17 protein-coding genes are annotated in these 20,659 nt (G+C 37.0%); 15 read left to right on the top strand and 2 right to left on the bottom strand.

The window, feature by feature from the left end:
- Positions 1–418 precede the first annotated feature (418 nt).
- From clpB to G6N06_RS11145, 4 genes are all read left to right on the top strand, one after another.
- A complete protein-coding gene (gene clpB, locus G6N06_RS11160) occupies positions 419–3,025 on the top strand; it encodes an ATP-dependent chaperone ClpB (RefSeq protein WP_163516831.1) in 2,607 nt (868 codons plus the stop codon).
- Positions 3,026–3,742: 717 nt separating this feature from the next.
- Positions 3,743–4,405 carry a deoxyribose-phosphate aldolase gene (gene deoC / locus G6N06_RS11155; protein ID WP_163516830.1) on the top strand — a complete coding sequence of 221 codons (663 nt, stop codon included), beginning with the start codon at positions 3,743–3,745 and terminating at the stop codon, positions 4,403–4,405.
- 33 nt (positions 4,406–4,438) lie between these two features.
- Positions 4,439–5,137, top strand: coding sequence for a purine-nucleoside phosphorylase (gene deoD, locus G6N06_RS11150; RefSeq protein ID WP_163516829.1), 699 nt, complete (start codon positions 4,439–4,441; stop codon positions 5,135–5,137).
- A 24-nt stretch (positions 5,138–5,161) separates the two neighbouring features.
- On the top strand, positions 5,162–5,671 hold the full coding sequence (locus G6N06_RS11145) for a SixA phosphatase family protein (protein ID WP_163516828.1): 510 nt from the start codon (positions 5,162–5,164) through the stop codon (positions 5,669–5,671).
- On the opposite strand, the gene G6N06_RS11140 is transcribed toward G6N06_RS11145, so the two are convergent.
- Positions 5,664–6,428 (bottom strand): DUF6503 family protein, encoded by a 765-nt coding sequence (locus G6N06_RS11140; RefSeq protein ID WP_240338045.1) that lies wholly within the window; start codon positions 6,426–6,428, stop codon positions 5,664–5,666. The two genes, G6N06_RS11145 and G6N06_RS11140, sit on opposite strands and share 8 nt — an antisense overlap.
- Positions 6,429–6,517: 89 nt before the next feature.
- Here G6N06_RS11140 and smpB point away from each other — a divergent pair, with 89 nt between their 5' ends.
- Entirely contained in the window at positions 6,518–6,976 is a 459-nt protein-coding gene (gene smpB / locus G6N06_RS11135) for an SsrA-binding protein SmpB (protein WP_163516827.1), read from the top strand.
- Between the two features lie 142 nt (positions 6,977–7,118).
- The gene (locus G6N06_RS11130; protein ID WP_308469756.1) at positions 7,119–9,635 is read left to right on the top strand and encodes a DUF5686 and carboxypeptidase regulatory-like domain-containing protein; all 2,517 of its coding nucleotides are present in this window, start codon (positions 7,119–7,121) and stop codon (positions 9,633–9,635) included.
- Positions 9,636–9,903: 268 nt separating this feature from the next.
- Here the strand turns inward: G6N06_RS11130 and G6N06_RS11125 are convergent, their stop codons facing one another.
- Positions 9,904–10,545, bottom strand: coding sequence for a protein-L-isoaspartate(D-aspartate) O-methyltransferase (locus G6N06_RS11125; protein WP_163516825.1), 642 nt, complete (start codon positions 10,543–10,545; stop codon positions 9,904–9,906).
- Positions 10,546–10,873: 328 nt separating this feature from the next.
- Here G6N06_RS11125 and G6N06_RS11120 point away from each other — a divergent pair, with 328 nt between their 5' ends.
- The 9 genes from G6N06_RS11120 (at position 10,874) to G6N06_RS11080 (ending at position 20,491) form a co-directional block, all read left to right on the top strand.
- On the top strand, positions 10,874–11,833 hold the full coding sequence (locus G6N06_RS11120) for a Gfo/Idh/MocA family protein (protein WP_163516824.1): 960 nt from the start codon (positions 10,874–10,876) through the stop codon (positions 11,831–11,833).
- A 172-nt stretch (positions 11,834–12,005) separates the two neighbouring features.
- Positions 12,006–12,896, top strand: a complete 891-nt coding sequence (locus G6N06_RS11115) for a 3-hydroxyacyl-CoA dehydrogenase family protein (RefSeq protein WP_163516823.1) — start codon at positions 12,006–12,008, stop codon at positions 12,894–12,896.
- A 99-nt stretch (positions 12,897–12,995) separates the two neighbouring features.
- Complete coding sequence (locus tag G6N06_RS11110) at positions 12,996–14,234, top strand: DUF1015 domain-containing protein (RefSeq protein WP_163516822.1); 1,239 nt, start codon at positions 12,996–12,998, stop codon at positions 14,232–14,234.
- A gap of 72 nt (positions 14,235–14,306) precedes the next feature.
- A complete protein-coding gene (locus G6N06_RS11105; protein ID WP_163516821.1) occupies positions 14,307–14,972 on the top strand; it encodes a YggS family pyridoxal phosphate-dependent enzyme in 666 nt (221 codons plus the stop codon).
- Positions 14,973–15,036: 64 nt separating this feature from the next.
- The gene (locus G6N06_RS11100) at positions 15,037–16,404 is read left to right on the top strand and encodes an exonuclease domain-containing protein (protein WP_163516972.1); all 1,368 of its coding nucleotides are present in this window, start codon (positions 15,037–15,039) and stop codon (positions 16,402–16,404) included.
- A complete protein-coding gene (locus G6N06_RS11095; protein ID WP_163516820.1) occupies positions 16,401–18,359 on the top strand; it encodes a DUF3858 domain-containing protein in 1,959 nt (652 codons plus the stop codon). The genes G6N06_RS11100 and G6N06_RS11095 overlap by 4 nt, the downstream gene beginning before the upstream one ends.
- A gap of 26 nt (positions 18,360–18,385) precedes the next feature.
- The gene (locus G6N06_RS11090; protein ID WP_163516819.1) at positions 18,386–19,249 is read left to right on the top strand and encodes an ion transporter; all 864 of its coding nucleotides are present in this window, start codon (positions 18,386–18,388) and stop codon (positions 19,247–19,249) included.
- 29 nt (positions 19,250–19,278) lie between these two features.
- Entirely contained in the window at positions 19,279–20,187 is a 909-nt protein-coding gene (miaA, locus tag G6N06_RS11085) for a tRNA (adenosine(37)-N6)-dimethylallyltransferase MiaA (protein WP_163516818.1), read from the top strand.
- Between the two features lie 112 nt (positions 20,188–20,299).
- A complete protein-coding gene (locus G6N06_RS11080; RefSeq protein ID WP_027126706.1) occupies positions 20,300–20,491 on the top strand; it encodes a cold-shock protein in 192 nt (63 codons plus the stop codon).
- Positions 20,492–20,659 lie beyond the last annotated feature (168 nt).

Below are 20,659 nucleotides of genomic sequence, written 5' to 3'. Positions count from 1 at the left end.
GTTGATGTTGTTTATTGTAACGCATCATATTGTTCGCCATCTCTCACCTCTCATTTTTTCATATTAATACGTCTTGGTTCTTTGTTCTTTGTTCTTTGTTCTTTGTTCTTTGTTCGTTATTCAAAAACCACCATTTTCCTGTGCGTTAAAGATATTCTAAATAGCTCTCCATTCACCCAAATTTTAAATAACTTTATACTACAGTCGAACAACAACCGCATATGTTACAAACTGACGAAATGTCGCGTTTTTATTGACGTTAGGCGACATTTTGTCGTGCGCTTTAACTTGGTAAGGTAATTGAAATGACCATCGTGAACAATAACGATACAAAATTGTTTCCCCTCAAAATATATGGAGCGGAATAAATGAAATAAAAATACTAACATATAAATACCCCGAATTTGGGCGAAAAATTATGAACTTTAACAACTATACAATAAAATCACAAGAGGCCATCCAGCATGCTCAACAACTTGCGCAAGGTTTTGGCCATCAACAAATTGAAAACGAGCACATTTTTAAAGCTATTTCGGTAGTTGACGAAAACGTATTGCCATTCCTTCTTAAAAAATTGAATGTCAACATGAACCTTTTAGAACAGACCTTAGACAAACAATTAGAGAGTTTTCCTAAGGTGTCTGGTGGTGATATCATGCTCTCAAGAGAAGCAAATAAATCGCTCAACGAAGCTTCCATCATCGCCAAAAAGATGAAAGACGACTATGTTTCCATCGAGCATTTGCTTTTGGCTGTGTTTAAATCGGATAGTAAAATTGCTCAAATGCTCAAAGATCAAGGCGTAACTGAAAAAGCCCTGACTGCGGGTATTGAAGAATTGCGTCAAGGCGATCGTGTGACATCACAAAGCCAAGAGGACACTTACAATTCTTTGAACAAATACGCTAAGAACCTCAACCAAATGGCCAAAGACGGCAGATTGGATCCGGTGATTGGACGTGATGAAGAGATTAGAAGAATACTTCAGATTTTGTCGCGTCGTACCAAAAACAACCCTATTCTAGTTGGAGAGCCTGGTACCGGTAAAACCGCGATTGCTGAGGGCCTGGCCCATCGTATCATAGATGGTGACGTTCCGGAGAATTTAAAAGACAAGCAGGTTTTTGCCTTAGATATGGGGGCACTTATTGCAGGAGCAAAATATAAAGGCGAATTTGAAGAACGATTAAAAGCGGTCATCAAGGAAGTCACTTCAAGCGAAGGAGATATTGTGCTGTTTATTGACGAAATCCATACTTTAGTTGGTGCAGGAGGAGGACAAGGCGCCATGGACGCCGCCAATATTCTAAAACCAGCCTTGGCAAGAGGTGAATTGCGCGCCATTGGAGCAACAACACTTGATGAATATCAAAAGTATTTTGAAAAGGATAAAGCATTGGAGCGCCGATTCCAAAAAGTTATGGTTGACGAGCCGGATACGGAAAGCGCCATTTCAATTCTACGTGGAATTAAGGAAAAATATGAAACCCATCATAAAGTACGAATTAAAGATGAGGCCATTATTGGTGCCGTAGAATTATCGGAACGTTATATTACCAATAGGTTTCTACCGGACAAGGCCATTGACCTCATGGATGAAGCAGCCTCAAAGTTACGTATGGAAATCAATTCCAAGCCCGAAGAATTGGATGTTTTGGACAGAAAAGTCATGCAGTTGGAAATTGAAATCGAGGCCATCAAACGTGAAAAAGATGAAACCAAATTACAGAATCTACGTTCTGAACTTGCCAATTTAAAAGAAGAGCGCAATGAAATGAATGCTAAATGGATGAGCGAGAAGGAAGTTGTGGACAATATTCAAACTACAAAATCTGACATTGAGAACTTCAAAATAGAGGCTGAACGTGCTGAACGGGAGGGCGATTATGGTAAAGTAGCCGAGATTCGCTATGGAAAGATCAAGGAAGCCCAAGAGGAACTTGAAAAACTTCAGAAGGAGTTACAAGCCAACCAATCGGGAAGCTCCTTGATCAAGGAAGAGGTTACCTATGAGGACATCGCCGAGGTTGTGGCAAAATGGACAGGAATTCCTGTGACTAAAATGCTGCAGAGCGATAGAGAAAAACTTTTAAAACTTGAAGATGAATTGCATAAACGCGTCATTGGACAAGAAGAAGCCATCATTGCCGTAAGTGACGCCGTGAGAAGGAGCCGCGCGGGATTGCAAAATCCCCAAAAACCTATCGGAACTTTCCTGTTTTTAGGAACTACTGGTGTTGGAAAAACCGAATTGGCAAAAGCTTTGGCAGAATATCTTTTTGACGATGAATCCGCCATGACGCGAATTGATATGAGCGAATACCAAGAGCGTCACAGTGTCAGCCGTTTAATTGGTGCGCCTCCAGGATACGTAGGCTATGATGAAGGTGGGCAGTTAACAGAAGCTGTGAGAAGAAAACCGTATTCTGTGGTATTGCTCGACGAAATAGAGAAAGCACATTCCGACACTTTCAATATTTTGTTACAGGTTTTGGATGAAGGTCATTTGACAGACAACAAAGGTCGTCTTGCCGATTTCAAAAACACCATCATCATTATGACTTCCAATATGGGAAGTGATATCATCCAACAACGCTTTGAAGCGTCAAAGGATATTGATACTGCTGTTGAGTCTGCAAAAATTGAAGTATTGGGCCTTTTAAAACAAAGTGTGCGTCCGGAATTTTTAAATAGAATTGACGACATTATTATGTTTACACCATTAACAAGACAAAACATTATAGATATCGTCGAATTACAATTGAAGGGCTTAACAAGAATGTTGGATAGACAAGGGATCACCTTTGATGCTACCGATGAGGCCATTGCGTATCTTGCAGAGAAAGGCTATAATCCAGAATATGGAGCAAGACCTGTGAAACGAGTCATTCAGAAAGAGGTATTAAACGAACTGAGCAAAGAACTACTTGCAGGTAGAATTACTACTGACAGTATTGTCTTATTAGATTCATTCAATGACAAACTAGTCTTTAGAAACCAAGAACAATTGGTCGATGAAGTCTAGAAATCACAAACGTTGGCATATCAATGTCAGCGCTTAAAAGTCCGAGAGGATTTTTCATAATAGTTGGTTGGTTAGAAACAGCACAAGTCTTTTAAAAGATGAGTGCTGTTTTTTTTCATATGAGTTAAAAGTAGTAACAGTTATATTATAACTTGTAATAACAAGACAATGAGAGATTGAAAGAATGAAGGAGACATGAAAATTATGATAAAATTCAACTTAAAAGATGATGAAAGGTTTATTATTAATGAATTCTCCTTCAATATAGGTCTAAACAGATCAGTTTTCTGCTGCATCAGAGCAATCTAATAAAAGAGCTCATGTAAAACCATTTTTCACCGCTTTTATTCGTTCCCAATTAATTGTCACAGAACTGTCGAATATAAGTCATCTATAGACGTTAGAACAATTGATACATTCAGACTGAATAGAGATGCTCTCAATTCAATTTAGAGGACAATATAAAAATAAAGTATGTTAAACATAATATAAATGTAAGTCAGTTCTCAATTTGTGGTAGTCTTTTTAAACAACTGCAACGTAGCTATCTTATAGATATGCGTAAATCAAAAATGTCAAAAACCTATTAATCTCAGACCAAGCCGATTAATAGATTTAGCGTTTTATTTTTTAACCATTCGTCTAATAAACGATGAAATACTTTAAAGAAATAACCGTTTATCGTATTTTCGCGACACTTAACCCTATAAAAGAATTATGACCATCAATCATTTCATTGAACAAACACTTTTAAAGCCAAGCACTACGGAAAGGCAGATTATTGATTTATGCAATGATGCAAAGAAATATGAATTCTATGCAGTTTGTGTGAATAGTTGTTATGTTGCATTGGCCAAACAATTGCTTTCAAAATCTACTGTGAAGATTGTGAGCGTCGTTGGCTTTCCCCTGGGAGCAATGTCGACTGAGGCAAAAGTTTTTGAGGCTAAAACTGCAGTTAACGACGGCGCTGATGAAATTGACATGGTAATCAATATTGGATTGCTGAGGAGTAAAAACTACGTTGCTGTTTTTAAGGATATTTCTGATGTAAAAGCCGCAATTGGTAAGACTCCACTCAAAGTGATTCTTGAAATTAGTGAACTTTCTAAAAACGAAATCGTTAAAATCTGCGAAATTTGTTTGGACGCCAAGGTTGACTTTATAAAAACCTCAACTGGTTTTTCAAAAAGCGGGGCTACCTTGACCGCTGTGAAGATCATCAAGAAAATTGTTAAGGACCGAGCAAAAATAAAGGCCTCTGGGGGCATCAGGGATCGGGAAACTGCACTAAAATATATCGATGCCGGTGCTGACAGAATTGGAACTTCATCTGGAGTTGCAATGATGACTAATAAAACAGCCACAGCTAAATATTAATCTTTATCTTTAAGGATTAAACTAACCCCCGTCATGAGTGTACATATTGAAGCTAAAAAAGGAGAAATTGCTGATACCATTCTTCTTCCAGGAGATCCATTAAGAGCAAAATGGATTGCCGAGACGTTCTTTCAAAACCCTAAGCTTTTTAACAATATTAGAGGTATGCTTGGTTATACTGGCACTTACCAAGGAAAATCTATTTCCGCAATGGGCACAGGAATGGGAGTTCCCAGTATTTCTATCTACGCCCATGAATTAATCACAGAATATGATGTGAAAAATCTTATAAGAGTAGGTAGTGCTGGTTCTTATCAGGCGGATGTTAAGTTAAGAGACATTGTTTTGGCCATGGCCGCCTCCTCTACTTCTGGTATTAATGAATTGCGTTTTGGTGGCGCGGATTACGCACCTACAGCAGATTTTGACTTGTTCCAAAAAGCGGTTGAGGTAGCAAAAGCAAAAAATATCCCTTTAAAGGCTGGTAATGTTTTGACCAGTGACGAATTTTATGCCGATGATTTTGAATCTTACAGAAAATGGTCGAAATTTAGAATTCTTTGTGTTGAAATGGAAACTGCAGGTCTTTATACGGTGGCAGCCAAGCACAATGTAAATGCGTTAAGCATCCTAACCATATCCGATTCCTTGGTTACCGGAGAACGCACCACTTCATTGGAAAGGGAAACAACATTCAAGGAGATGATAGAAATCGCCTTGGAACTGGCATAATCATTCAACTAAACACGCTGTCCCATGATACGCTATCTCGTCATTATTTGCATTACATTTTTTTCAATAAATGCTTTAGCCCAAGAAAAACCACATACGGAGACCACGACCTATTATTTTATTCGGCACGCCGAGAAAGATCGTAGTAATCCGTCAGAAAAGGATGCCCATCTCACCCAGGAAGGTCATCAAAGAGCCCAAGATTGGAGTATCATCTTGCAGCACACTCCTTTTGATGCTGTGTATTCCACAGACTTCAATAGAACCAAGGAAACCGCACAACCAACCGCTGATAACAATCGCTTAGAGATTATTACTTATAGTGTCAATACTGGTTATGATGAAGCTTTTAAAGAAGCAACTAAAGGAAAAACGGTTCTGATTGTTGGCCATAGCAATACCATCCCAGATTTTGTGAATGCCGTGATTGGGCATGAAAAGTACAATGATATTGAAGATTCAAATAATGGGAATCTCTATATTGTTACGATCATCAACGGAATTGCATCTGACCAATTGCTGACTATCAATTAAGAACGTGTACCTGAATATTCTTAAGCTCAATTTTTGAAAGTAATTGCAGTTTGCCTGCAATAAACAAATCATCTAACTTTTCAAGATTGACATCGGCAGAAGCGGGTTTAAAATTATTATAATCAACGAAACGCAATTCGTTGATTATTCTTGGATTATAGGCTTCCCTGAACCGAAATCCCAAACTATCGTCAATTTCCTTGAATGAATAGGCCAAATAATCTACTGAAAATTGTTCTTTATCGATCCAATATATAAATTCATCATCAAAATCTTCGCCACCGCCATCTTCTGAAAAAGTGACTTTGATTTTGTGATAGTCTTTGCCATTGATTTCTTTTGACCCCAAATAGGTTTTATGCACCGCTTTCCCATCCAAACTATAAGGCAACACAGAAAAATAATGCACTGAATTAACCGAATTCCCGTACAAGTTAGCCAACGAATCCACTAGTTGCACTTTTTCACCCTCTCTAAAACGTTCAAATCCGGAATTACTCAAAACATCTTTTATTTCGGAAACCGAATCTCTAAAACGTCGCTCCAATTGGAATTTACCATGATCACGAATGGCTCTGTAATGTATATCCCGAAAATCGAAATTAATTTCGGAGCGGTCAAACAAATTCCCTCCAGCAACTTCTATTGATTTTTTAATGATATCATCCGCCGACTCAATTTTATTTACTTGAGGACCATTATCCTTACAATTGAATAATGATAGCAACACGAACCATAGCAAAACACTCCGTAACATAATAGTTTTTTTAAATGAATCTGTAAATTTAAAGATTACAGATGTCTCTTCTTCAAAAGTTATCTTAAATGTTTTACCTTTGGCTTCCTATGCAGAAACACATTAACATAAAAAATAGAAGAGCACGTTTTGAGTATGAACTGTTGGATAAATATGTAGCCGGAATTGTTTTGACCGGCACTGAAATAAAGTCCATTAGAAATAGCAAAGCGTCTATCGCTGAGAGTTTTTGTGAATTTAATGATAAAGGTGAACTCTTTGTCATCAATATGAACATTGATGAATATGCATTTGGCAATTATAACAACCATAAACCCAAAGCCGAACGCAAACTCCTATTGAACAAAAAAGAACTGAAAAAACTTCATAAAGACGTTCAGATAAAAGGATATTCTATTGTACCATTACGACTGTTTATTAATGACAGAGGCTTCGCGAAATTGGAAATTGCGTTAGGAAAAGGTAAAAAACTCTATGACAAACGCGACACTATTCGGGATCGTGATAATAAGAGAAACTTAGATCGGATTAAAAAAATCTACAGTTAAGAAGTTTTAGGGTATTTAAAATATGTAATTATTACACCCATCATATCAGATCCAAAAATCTTATGGATTTATTTAAGATTGCTATAACAGGCGCAAGCCATATTTATAACTAAGTTTGAAACACCTATTGGCAAGCTGCTTAATGCCGAATATGCCTATAGAACTGAACTCCAACTTTATGGCTAAAAATTTACTCGCTTGCTTAATAATGCTGTTATGTGCTCCATGCTTTTCTCAAATTAAAGGACGTATAACAAATCAAAAGAATCATGCTCTACCCTATGTGAACATTTATGTACAAAACACATTCACCGGAACCACCAGTAATAATGAGGGCTATTACGAACTCAATCTGAACACTCCCGGTACTTATACCATTGTATTTCAGTTCTTGGGCTATAAAACAGTGAAGAAAGAAGTCAAGATCGAACAATTTCCATATATTTTGGATGCGTCTCTTTCTGAAGAACAAATTTCATTAAATGAAGTAGTGATCAAAGCTGATGAAAACCCAGCAGATATCATCATGAGAAAAGCCATTGCTTCAAGAAAAGTAAATTTGGAAAAGATCAATGCTTTTAAGGCCAATTTTTACTCTCGCGGCTTAATCCGAATAAAAAATGCTCCTGAAAAGTTCTTTGGTCAAGAAATGGACGACTTTATGGTGGGATTGGATTCTACAAGAAGTGGTATTTTGTACCTATCCGAAACCATTTCCGAAATTGAATACATGCGTCCAGATAAATTGAAGGAGAAGATTATCGCCTCAAAAGTAAGTGGCGATAATAACGGTTTTAGTTTCAACACGGCCAGTGATGTCGATTTCAACTTTTACAACAACACCATTGAACTCGGCAATCAGATCATTTCTCCAATTTCCGATTACGCTTTTAACTATTACAGATATAAGCTGGAAGGTGTGTTTTATGATGATAAAGGCAATCTCATCAATAAAATCAAAGTGATTCCGAGACGTGAAAACGATCGGATCTTTTCTGGAAGTATCTATATCGTGGAAAATCAGTGGACGATTTACGCTTTAGAATTAGGCATCACTGGGATTCAAGCTCAAATCCCGCCGGCAGAAATCATTACCATCAAACAAAACTTCTCCTATTCTGACACTGACCAAATCTGGGTTATGATTTCCCAAGGCATTGAATTTAGTTATTCACTCTTCGGGTTTAAAGGCGATGGACGGTTTACGGCAGTTTACAGCAATTATGATTTCACTACGGAACTGACAAAAAAAACATTTGGAAAGGAAATTTTATCCTTTGAAAATGAAGCCAACAAAAAGGATTCTATCTATTGGAATAACTTCAGACCCGTTCCATTAACTGATGAAGAAATCAACGATTATTTGGTAAAGGACAGCATTCAAACCCTAAGGGAGTCAAAACCCTATTTAGACTCCATTGACAGCAAGAACAATAAATTCAAAATCCAAAACATTCTCTTTGGATATAATCATCGAAATTCATTTGAAGATTGGTCTGTTGGGTACAGCTCACCACTCTCCGACTTTCAATTTAACGCCGTCCAAGGCTACAATTCAAAATTAAGTTTTTACTACAGAAAAAACCAAGATAAATACCGTCGTTATTTTTCAGCAAACGCGTCATTACAGTACGGATTTTCCGATGAACGCCTAAGGGGAACGGCTTCTTTTATCTACAAATTCAACAATATCAAATCGCCATTTTTGATATTATCCGGAGGTGTTGAAACACCGCAGTTTAATAATGCCCAACCCATTTCGCCATTGATCAACTCAGTAAGCTCCTTGTTTTTTGAAAATAATTTCATGAAAATCTACGACAAAAGCTTTGCTCAAGTTGGGTTTACCCAAGAAGTTTTAAATGGCATCAATATATACAGTATCCTGGCTTACGAGCGCAGAAAAGCACTGATCAACACTACAGATCAAGTGTTTTTTAACGATAAGAACGACGTTTACTCAAGTAATGATCCGCAGAATCCAAATGTTTATGGCATTCCCTCTTTTGATACGCACCAACTTTTAAAATTCAACCTCAATACTCGTTTTAATTTTGGTCAGGAATATATGAGTTACCCAGATAGTAAGATCAATATCCCAAACAGCAAATATCCCACCTTGTATTTAGGATATGAAAAAGGATTTGCAGCTTCAGAAAAACAATATAATTTTGATCAGCTCAAAGCCAGATTGACCCAAAGCTTTAGCATTGGCAATAAGGGTGATTTTAAGTATAATCTTAAAGCGGGTGCTTTTTTTAATGCCGAGGATATCGGATTTATGGATTATTACCATCCCAATGGCAATCAAACGCACGTTGGCACCTCAAGCACCTATCTTAATGTATTCAACAATTTGCCATATTATGCGTTGAGCACCAACACTTCCTATGCAGAAATGCATGCCGAACATGATTTTAAAGGGTTGCTTTTAAGCCGCGTGCCTTTATTGAACAAGCTCAATTATAATTTCGTAATTGGAGCGCACGTCTTCTCTACAGAAAACATCAAACCTTACCAAGAGTATTCCATTGGGATTGACAATATCGGTTTTAAGAAATTCAGATTTTTACGTGTGGATTATGTGCGTTCCTATCAAAACGGCTATCAAGGCGACGCCGTGATTTTTGGGTTAAAATTTTTGAATATTATTGAATAAAGAACTTTTGACTTTGATAGCAATTGTGACAAAGTATAAAAATCATATTGTAGGTCACGATTTTCTTCGGTGTCAACACTAATCAATTCAAAAGAAAAGAATCTTATTTGAAATGACAATAATTCTTAAACGTAAGGAGGCTTGCGGTCATACAGAGTGAAAGGCCGTTCCATTGATACACTAAACAGAATTTACTTTTTTGGTTGATTGCAATTCAAACGGATTTGTGAAAACTCGTGCAAGATGTGCATTAACATACACAGGTCGATCAGTTTTTGTCCTCTAATAATGGTACAAACCGGAATTCACCGTACTCATGTTTTTCAAAATCCTTTGGTCCGTTTCTGATAAACAAAGTCATGGTTTGCACCTGATCTCCTACCGGAATTACCAATCGGCCTCCAATTTTAAGTTGACTCATCAAGGGTTTTGGAACAAACGGAGCTCCAGCTGTGACTATAATACTATCAAAAGGAGCCTCTTCTTTTAATCCTTTATATCCATCACCAAAAATGAGTTTTTTAGGACGGTAGCCAAGTTTGGGAAGAAACTTACTTGTACTTTTAAAAAGCTCCAGTTGTCGCTCTATGCTGTACACTCTTGCTCCCAATTCACATAACACGGCGGTTTGATAGCCACTCCCCGTTCCAATTTCAAGCACGGTATCTCCAGGCTTGATCTGCATGAGTTCAGTTTGGAATGCCACTGTATACGGCTGCGAAATAGTTTGGTCTGCCGCTATCGGAAATGCCTTATCCTGATACGCGTGATCCAAAAAGCTAGAGTCCATAAATAAATGCCTTGGCACCTTACCGATGGCCTTAAGCACTTTTTCATCAGTAATTCCTTTATCTCTAATAATCTCAACAAGTTGCTGTCTTAAGCCCTTATGTTTAAACGTATCTTTCAAAGCGGTGGTAAGTTTGTTGGCTAAACTACTTCAAAAAAAAGCAAAACCCAAATCAAAAATTTCAAAATCCCAATCCACCGACTGACAGAGAAATTTTAATTTTTTTGAAAATATATCCAAGGCAGATTAAAATTGTCGTGTTTAACACGGTAGTTTGTTTCAAATTCCTTAAAAAAGGTCTTACCATCTCAATTTTGACAATTTATTCGGATCTCGATTTCCGTCACAAACTTCTAACATTCAGCTTCATGCATCAAGCTTTTTTCTCTTTCCAATTTCCTTTTTTCTGCCTTAAAAAAAAGCTATTTTTGTATAAAACGTATAGTCTATGTTAAAAGCTGGAGTTCTTGGTGCTGGTCATCTGGGAAAGATTCATTTACGCCTTCTTAAGCAATCTGAAAAATTCGATTTGGTCGGGTTTTACGACGCTGATGAAGCCAATGCAAAAAAAATTGAAACCGAATTTGGATATAAGTATTTTGATACGATTGAAAGCCTTATCAATGCCGTTGATGTGGTTTCTATCGTAACGCCAACCCTGTCTCATTACGAATGTGCAAGATTGGCGATTTCTAAAGGCAAACACATTTTTATTGAAAAACCAATTACCAATACGGTAGAAGAGGCTGAAACCATCAGAGCTTTGGTTGCACAGAACAATGTAAAGGGGCAGGTAGGTCATGTAGAACGTTTCAACCCTGCATTTAAGGCCGTTAGAGACCAGATACACAAACCTATGTTTATAGAAAGCCATAGATTGGCCGAGTTTAATCCACGAGGAACCGATGTGCCAGTAGTATTGGATTTAATGATCCACGACATCGATATCATCTTAAGTGTGGTCAATTCTAAAGTCAAGAATATTTCAGCCAGTGGTGTTTCGGTTATTAGTGAAACACCCGACATCGCCAATGCACGGATTGAATTTGTAAATGGCTGTGTGGCTAATTTAACGGCGAGCAGAATTTCATTAAAAAATATGCGCAAGACACGGTTTTTCCAAAAGGATGCCTATATCTCGGTCGATTTCTTAGAGAAAAAATGTGAAGTCGTTAAAATGAAGGATGCACCAATAAATCCAGGGGATTTTGATATGATCCTTCAAAATGCTGAAGGTGTGAAGAAGCAAATTTATTTTGACAACCCTGAAATCTCGAATAATAACGCCATTTTGGATGAATTGGAATCTTTTGCAGATGCCATCAATAATAATACGAAACCAATTGTCACCCTTCATGATGGAACCGAAGCTCTGCGTGTTGCCACAATGATAATTGATCAGTTTTGATTCCGTAAGCCGTCTTCCATTAGCAGTTGGCAATACGTGATTCAATATATGAGATGACTACTACCTCCAGAGAACCAGTCGTATCTCGGCGTTTCTGGAGTGGCATAAAGCATAGATTCAACTAAAGTAAAAACATGATGTCCCTCACAGAGGAAATAAAAATTATATTTTAATGAAAAACATAGCCGTAATTGGAGCAGGTACCATGGGAAATGGCATTGCACACACCTTTGCTCAAACTGGTTTTAAAGTCCAGTTAATTGATATCAATGAAGATTCACTCAAAAAAGGAATAGAAACCATTACGAATAATTTAGATCGGATGGTCGCCAAGGATCGCATTACCGAAGATCAAAAACAACAGACCTTAAGTAATATTTCGACTTTTACCGATCTGACCGAAGGTGTCAAGTCTGCCGATTTAGTCGTGGAAGCCGCTACAGAAAATAGCGAATTAAAGCTTAAAATATTCAAGCAATTGGATGACATCTGTTCCAAAGACACCATTTTGGCGACCAACACGTCCTCTATTTCCATAACTCAGATTGCTGCCGCCACTATGCGACCAAAGCAAGTGATTGGAATGCATTTTATGAACCCTGTTCCTATTATGAAGTTGGTGGAAATTATTCGTGGTTATAACACCAGTGATGAAGTGACCAAAACCATTATGGAGCTTTCTAAAACTTTAGGCAAAGATCCCGTTGAAGTAAATGATTATCCTGGCTTTGTGGCCAACCGGATTTTAATGCCAATGCTCAATGAATCTATTGAAACCCTCTACAATGGGGTTGCAGGTGTAACAGAAATTGATACGGTTATGAAACTCGGAATGGCCCACCCGATGGGACCACTGCAATTGGCTGATTTTATTGGATTGGACGTTTGTCTTTCCATTCTAAATGTGATGTATGACGGATTCAAAAATCCAAAATATGCGCCATGCCCATTGTTGGTCAATATGGTAAGAGCGGGAAAACTCGGAATCAAGTCAGGCGAAGGTTTTTACGATTATTCTGAAAGTAGAAAGGCTGAGAAGGTCGCGGAGCAGTTTTTAAAGTAAACAGTCACAGTTTTCAGTCTCATACGTGACTAATAACTGAGACTTAAACAAAGAGCCCATTCATTGAAAACTGAGACCGAAAACTGAATCCTAAAAAAAATGGCCAACATCATCCCATTTAAAGCTGTACGTCCAACACGAGATAAAGTAAGTCTGGTGGCTGCTCGTGCCTATCAAAGCTATACTTTGGAACAACGTGAGTCACGGTTGAGAGACAATCCATTTTCATTTTTGCACATTGTCAATCCCGGCTACAAATACGATAAGCAAATTTCTGGTGAGGCACGTTATAATCTTGTCAGAAATAGATATTTGGAATTTAAAGAAGACGCCATCTTTGTTCAGGATGATAAACCTTGTTATTATGTCTATCAAATTACAGATAGAGATAAACAAGTCTTTAATGGAATTATTGCCGCAGCAAGCGCTGAGGATTATGAAAACGATGTCATCAAGAAGCACGAAGACACCATTGAATTTAGAGAAATAATTTTTAAGGACTATCTAAAAACTGTGGGGTTTAATGCCGAACCTGTGCTCCTAACCTACCCTGATAATGAGGTTATCGCACAAATTGTTGAAGAGGTGCAAAAAGATCGTGCCGAGTTTGAATTCACAACGACCTATAGAGACACTCATTTGCTTTGGAAAGTTGAGAATGACGAGCAATTAAAAAATATAGAATATGAATTTCAACAGATGGAAACTATATATATTGCCGATGGCCATCACAGGTCAGCATCTTCGTATTTGCTTTATAAAGACCTGAAAGCAAATAACCAGTCGCATAAGGGCAATGAATCCTATAACTTTTTCATGGCTTATCTTATCCCTGAGTCGGATTTGCGAATCCATGAATATCACCGGCTCATTAAAGACTTGAACGGTTTGACGAAAGAGGAGTTTTTAATACAATTAGATATGTTTTATCGGATTGAAAATCGAGGACAAACACCTTATAAGCCATTAAACACACATCATTTCAGCATGTACTTAGACGGTGAGTTCTATTCGCTTCACCTGCGGAAAACAGGTTATGAGATAGAGAGCTCTTTAGATGCTTTGGATACCCAAATCTTGTATAAAACAATTCTGGAGCCTATTTTAGGGATTAATGATTTAAGAAATGATGAGAGAATTGGCTATATCAATGGCAAAAAAGACATTGTTTCGATGAAAAATTCGATAGATAATGGTAATTTCAGGGTTGGATTTGGGATGCTTCCTGTCAGTATTGAAGAGATGAAAACCATTGCAGATGATGGACTTAAGATGCCACCCAAGAGCACTTTTATTGAACCCAAACTGAGAAGTGGCGTTACAATTTATGAATTTTAAAAATTAATTTGTTTGTTGTCAAATCGATGCATATAGCAACATCACAACAAATAATCCAATAACAAACACACAATGAGTATACAAGAAAATTTAATCCAAATTAAATCGACATTACCGAAACATGTCACCTTGGTAGCAGTTTCAAAAACAAAAACGGTCGATGAAATCTTGGAAGCTTATAATGCCGGGCAACGAATTTTTGGAGAAAATAAAATCCAGGAAATGGTCGAAAAAGAAGCCCAAATGCCAAAAGATATTGAATGGCATATGATTGGCAATGTTCAACGAAACAAGGTCAAACACATGGCCGAATTCGTAAAACTTATCCATGGCGTTGATAGTCTAAGATTATTAAGAGAGATTGACAAACAAGCCAAAAGACATGATAGGACGATTAATTGTTTGCTTCAGATAAAGATTGCAGAAGAAGACACGAAATTTGGAATGACTGTTGAAGAGGCTAAAGAAATTTTACAATCTCCAGATATTTCAGAACTTAATAATGTCTGTATTGTAGGTGTTATGGGGATGGCCACTTTTACCGGTGACCAAAAACAAATTGAACAAGAATTCAAAAAGCTAAAAACAACATTTGATGAGCTTAAGACACTTAACATTGGAAATTGCCAGCTGGAAATCATTAGCATGGGCATGAGTGGCGATTATGAATTGGCAATAGAATGTGGAAGTACGATGATTAGAGTTGGAAGCCATATTTTTGGCGAAAGGAATTATTAATCTTCAGTAGGATTTTATAATAGCAACAGACATCTTAATAGCATACCCTTAAACAGCAAGTATTATTTACGCAATATTAGACATAGAAACCACAGGTGGCAAATTCAATGAGGAAGGTATCACTGAAATAGCCATCTACAAATTTGATGGACAGACCATCATTGATCAGTTTATCAGTCTGGTCAACCCAGAACGGGAAATTCAACCTTTTGTAGTCAACTTAACAGGGATTAACAGTAGTATGTTACGTACAGCTCCCAAATTTTATGAGGTTGCAAAACGCATTGTAGAAATCACTGAGGATTGTATTATCGTAGCACATAATGCCGAATTTGACTACCGTATCCTACGCACAGAGTTCAGTAGATTAGGTTTTGATTTCAAGCGCAAGACCCTATGCACTGTTGAATTGGCACAAGAGATCATGCCAGAACAGGAATCTTATAGTTTGGGTAAACTTACACGAGCATTAGGTATCCCGGTTGGTGATAGACATAGGGCCTCAGGAGATGCTATTGCTACGGTCAAATTATTTAAACTGTTATTGGCCAAAGACCTCAACAAGCATATAATACAAGATGCTGTTAAGGCAGAGCCTAAATATCAAATGGCAACCAATCTCAAATCAATGATTGATGGCCTACCGTCCAGTACAGGAGTTTTTTATTTTCATGATACTTACGGCAAAATTATTTATATTGGCAAAAGCAAGAATATCCGAAATAGGGTCAATCAGCATTTTACAAGTACCAATCCAAAATCAAAAAAAATGCAAAAGCAAGTGGCTGCTGTGACCTATGAAGTAACTGGTAATGAATTAGTGGCTTTGCTCAAGGAAAGTGCTGAGATAAAATTAAACAAACCCTCTTTCAATAGAGCGATGAGAAGATCTAATTTCACCCATGCTCTCTATAGATTTACAGATGATAATGGATATATCAACTTGAAAATTGACCATATAGATGGTCGAAAAAAAGCCATTACTACCTTTTCAAATTACCAAAGCGGCAAGCAGTTTATGTTTAAGGCTATTGAAAATTATGAACTTTGTCCAAAATTGGTAGGGTTGGATACTTCCAAGACCAGCTGTTTCAAATATCATATAGATGAATGCAAAGGAGCTTGCATAAAAGAAGAAAGCCCCGCCGACTACAATTTACGAATACAGGAATTGATCTTAAATAACAGTTACGAAAATCGAGATCTGCTAATAATCGACAAGGGAAGAGCACTTGATGAGCGCAGTGTGTTACTCATAGAAAATGGTGTTTTTAAAGGTTTGGGGTACTACGACCTCAATTTTCAAATTATCAATAAAAAAGTATTGGAATCGATAATCACACCAATGGAAGATAATAAAGATGCTTGGCACATCATTAAAAGCTATCTTAGAAAAAACAAACAGGTCAAAATAATTGAGCTTAATAAATGAAACATCTCTATCCTATTATCCTCCTGTTTCTTACCACAGTCTCATTTGGACAATCCGGCTTCAATTCCGATTCGTTTATAGTCAGCAGAAGTGACATTTCAACCAATACTTTTGAAATAGACTCTACGGCCAACGCATTGGTGATTTATGAACATGGCAATAGTTATATCGATCAGAACACCTATTCACTTAAAACAGAAATTAAGAGAAAAATCAAAATTTTAAACAGACACGGTTTCGAATGGGCGACAGCAAAAATTTATCTTTTCAACAATAACAATCGTAAAGAAAAGGTAACTCAAGTCTTCGCTACCACTTACAATATCGAAAACGGCGAAGTCACAAAGACGGAGTTAAAAACCGATGATATATTTGAGGAAAAATATAATGATAAATATACTATTGTAAAATTCACATTGCCGAATATCCAGGAAGGATCAGTATTGACCTACAGTTACGTACTGGAGTCTCCTTTTATTTATAAGTATTATCCTTGGAATTTTCAGGATGAGATTCCTAAATTGTACAGTGAGTACAATACCAGTATTCCAGGAAATTATGAATACAACATAAAACTTGTTGGCAATCAAAAACTCGACAAAGAAGAATCGGTAGTGATCAAGAACTGTTTGAGTGGTCCAAGAAACTCTTCTGCAGACTGTGCCAAAACAATTTATGTCATGTCCAATATCCCAGCCTTTATTGCAGAGGACTTCATGACTACAAAGAACAACTACCTTTCCAGAATTGAGTATGAACTAAGGGTGTTTAAAGGATTTGATGGCACCGTCAACAATATTACAAAGACTTGGAAAGATGCCGACAATGAACTCAGATCGGATGCAAGTATCGGTAGGCAAATAAGCAAAAGCACATCGCTAAAACCATTGATGGGAGATTTTCTAACCGACAAAAACAACACTTTGAGCATTGCACAGGATATTTATAAGTATGTACAAGACACTTACGTATGGAATGGTGAATACAAAATATTTAATGATGTTTCCGTAAAAAACCTAATCAAATCAAAGTCTGGAAAAGTCTCTGAAATCAATCTTTTACTTCACAATCTTCTTGAAGAACATGGTATTTTCGTCAGACCAATACTATTGTCTACAAGAGATAATGGATTGCCCACCAAGTTATTCCCGGTAATCTCTGAATTCAACTATCTCATTGTTCAGGCCACCATTGATGGAAAAACGTATTTTTTGGACGCTACAGATCCCTATTTAAGCTTTGGCGAGTTGCCGTTTAGATGTTTAAATCAGTATGGTCGTTTACTCGATTTTAAATCAGGAAGTGAATGGATTACTATTGATCCGGCTACATTTTCAAGTATTCAGTATCAGGTAGATTTAAAAATCGCCAATGATCGCGTATCAGGAAAAGTAAAAGCAAAGTATATGGGTTATGATGCCTTGGACAAAAAGAAGGCATTTTTCAAAAATGAGAGCACATATATAGATCATATTGCAGATCTTCAATCTGATATCAATATGAGCAACCGTGAAGTTCAAGTCACAGCAAAAAACTCAGAAGTAATTTCTGAGACCTTTCATATTGAAAGAAAAAACAATGGTGCTGTCAATGACATGGTTTATTTGAACCCATTTATATATAAGTTTTTCGAGGAAAATCCCTTTAAATTGCAACAGCGCACCTATCCCATTGATTTTGGTTATAAAAAATCATATCTCTACAGTGTTCAATTAGATCTTGGAGATACTTATGAAATTGTAGAAATACCAGAAGAAATCCTTCAAAGATTACCAAACGACGGTGGGGATTTCATTTTAAAAACCACTGTTAATGATCAGAAATTGATGCTGTTCTTCAGGTTGAATTTCAAAGAAAGCTTTTATGGCCCAGAATTCTATCCAATATTAAAAGCTTATGTGGATAAAGTGTTGGACGTACAAGCAAATTCATTAGTGGTGTTAAAGAAAAAATAAGCAATCTTTTTAGTACTTTTGGACTTATGCACGATAAACATCCCAATACCAATTGGAAAGCCAAACTTCATAGAATTATCTATGAAGCCGACACCCCAAACGGGAGGTTGTTTGATGTTGTTCTTCTTATTGCCATTATTGCAAGTATTGTTTTTGTCATGCTGGAGAGCATTAAAAGTTTTGATGCCCGCTATCACACTTTTTTAAATGTGGCCGAATGGATCATTACCATCATTTTCACAATAGAGTATATTTTAAGAATTATATCTGTAAAGAAGCCTTTTAAATACATTTTTAGTTTCTATGGCATAGTTGATTTTTTATCAACGATTCCAAAATACATCTCATTAATCTTTTTTGGAACGCAAGTGTTTATTGCTCTTAGAGCCTTGAGACTTTTACGTGTATTCAGAATTCTAAAACTTGCCAGATATCTTGGGGCTTCCAATATGCTGGCCAATTCCATAAAGGCCAGTCGACCAAAAATTTTAGTGTTTTTATTTGTAGTATTTATAGTAAGTATCCTCTTTGGGACCTTGATGTACCTTGTTGAAGGAGAGGCCAGTGGTTTCACAAGTATTCCCGTAAGCGTCTATTGGTGTATCGTAACCTTGACCACGGTTGGATTTGGGGACATTACACCGGTGACACCCTTAGGACAATTTATAGCTTCCTTTATCATGATCTTAGGTTATGGTATTATTGCTGTGCCTACGGGAATTGTATCGGCCGAATATGTCTATCAAAACAAGGGTAAACACACAGGAATACCGACACCACCGGCAATTGATCTCAACACAGAAGCATGCCCAAATTGCTCAGCAGAAAGACATAAAGACAACGCAAAATACTGTTATAATTGTGGGCATTCATTGAGCGATTATTCTTAAACACCACCGTTAATCAAAACACATTTGCCTTGAATCAAAAATATATCATAAATATTATTGGACCAACAGCGATAGGTAAAACCACCTTAAGCATCGCCATTGCCCAACATTTTAAAACTGAAATCCTATCAGCAGATTCAAGACAGTTTTATAAAGAAATGCAAATTGGTACGGCTGCCCCAACAAAAGATGAACTCAAAGCCGTACCCCATCATTTTATCCATCACAAATCGGTTTTAGATGATTATAACGTTGGAGCTTTTGAAAAGGAGGCCCTTTATACTTTGGGTAAACTTTTCGAGAGTCACGACGTCGTCGTTATGGTTGGTGGTTCAGGGCTTTATATTGACGCCATTATAAGAGGACTGGATGATTTCCCAGCAGTAGATCCTTCAATCAGGAGCACACTTAACGAAACCTTTGAGAAGTATGGATTGGAACCTCTGCAAATCAAGCTCAAAGCTTTGGACCCACAAGCATTTGAAACCATGGCTATCGATAATCCGCATCGGGTGATAAGAGCCTTGGAAGTTTGCATTGGTAGCGGTAAAGCCTACTCCTCCTTTTTAAAAAAATCAAAAATCAAAAGAGATTTTAAGACCATAACCATTGGTTTGACCGCAGAAAGAGCCATAATTTACGAACGAATCAATACACGGGTTGATAAAATGATGGAGGAAGGCCTGTTGGAAGAAGTAAAATCATTGCAGCATTTACAGCATTTAAATGCACTTAACACGGTTGGATATAGCGAATTGTTTAAATTTTTGAACGGGGAATGGCCACTTGATTTTGCCGTTTCTGAAATCAAGAAAAATTCAAGAAGATACGCAAAAAGACAGATGACCTGGTTTAGAAAAAAAGAAGATATTACTTGGTTCGACTATCAAGCACCCGTACAAAAAATGTTGGAATCCATTGATAACGCCATGAGTTAAACGGCCCAACACCAATGCTAAAATTTAAAAATAAAAAAAATAAAAAATTAAATACCCTATTTATCAATAAATTAACTATACCTTTGCGGCTTAAATAACATTAATAAGTATTATGAATAAAGGTACCGTAAAATTCTTCAATGATGCCAAAGGTTTTGGTTTCATCACTGAAGACGACAACAACAAAGAGCATTTTGTACACATTTCTGGATTGATCGACGAAGTTCGTGAAGGTGATGCCGTAGAATTTGATTTAACAGAAGGAAAAAAAGGTTTGAACGCAGTAAACGTAAGAGTTATATAATTATCGTTTCAATTTTTTAAAGCAAAAGCCCATCATTATGAGAGGCCACTGAAAAAGTCCCCTTAAAAATATTGGGGTAAAAAGAGATAAAAAGGAGTGTAAACCGTAGTGTTTTCACTCCTTTTTTCGTATCTTTTTTACTGATTAACAAACACTTGGATATGTTAT

This window comes from Gelidibacter japonicus (assembly GCF_010725055.1).
Taxonomy (GTDB): domain Bacteria; phylum Bacteroidota; class Bacteroidia; order Flavobacteriales; family Flavobacteriaceae; genus Gelidibacter; species Gelidibacter japonicus.
The sequence above is the reverse complement of the archived record's forward strand: the minus strand, read 5'-3'. Positions and strand labels throughout refer to the sequence as shown.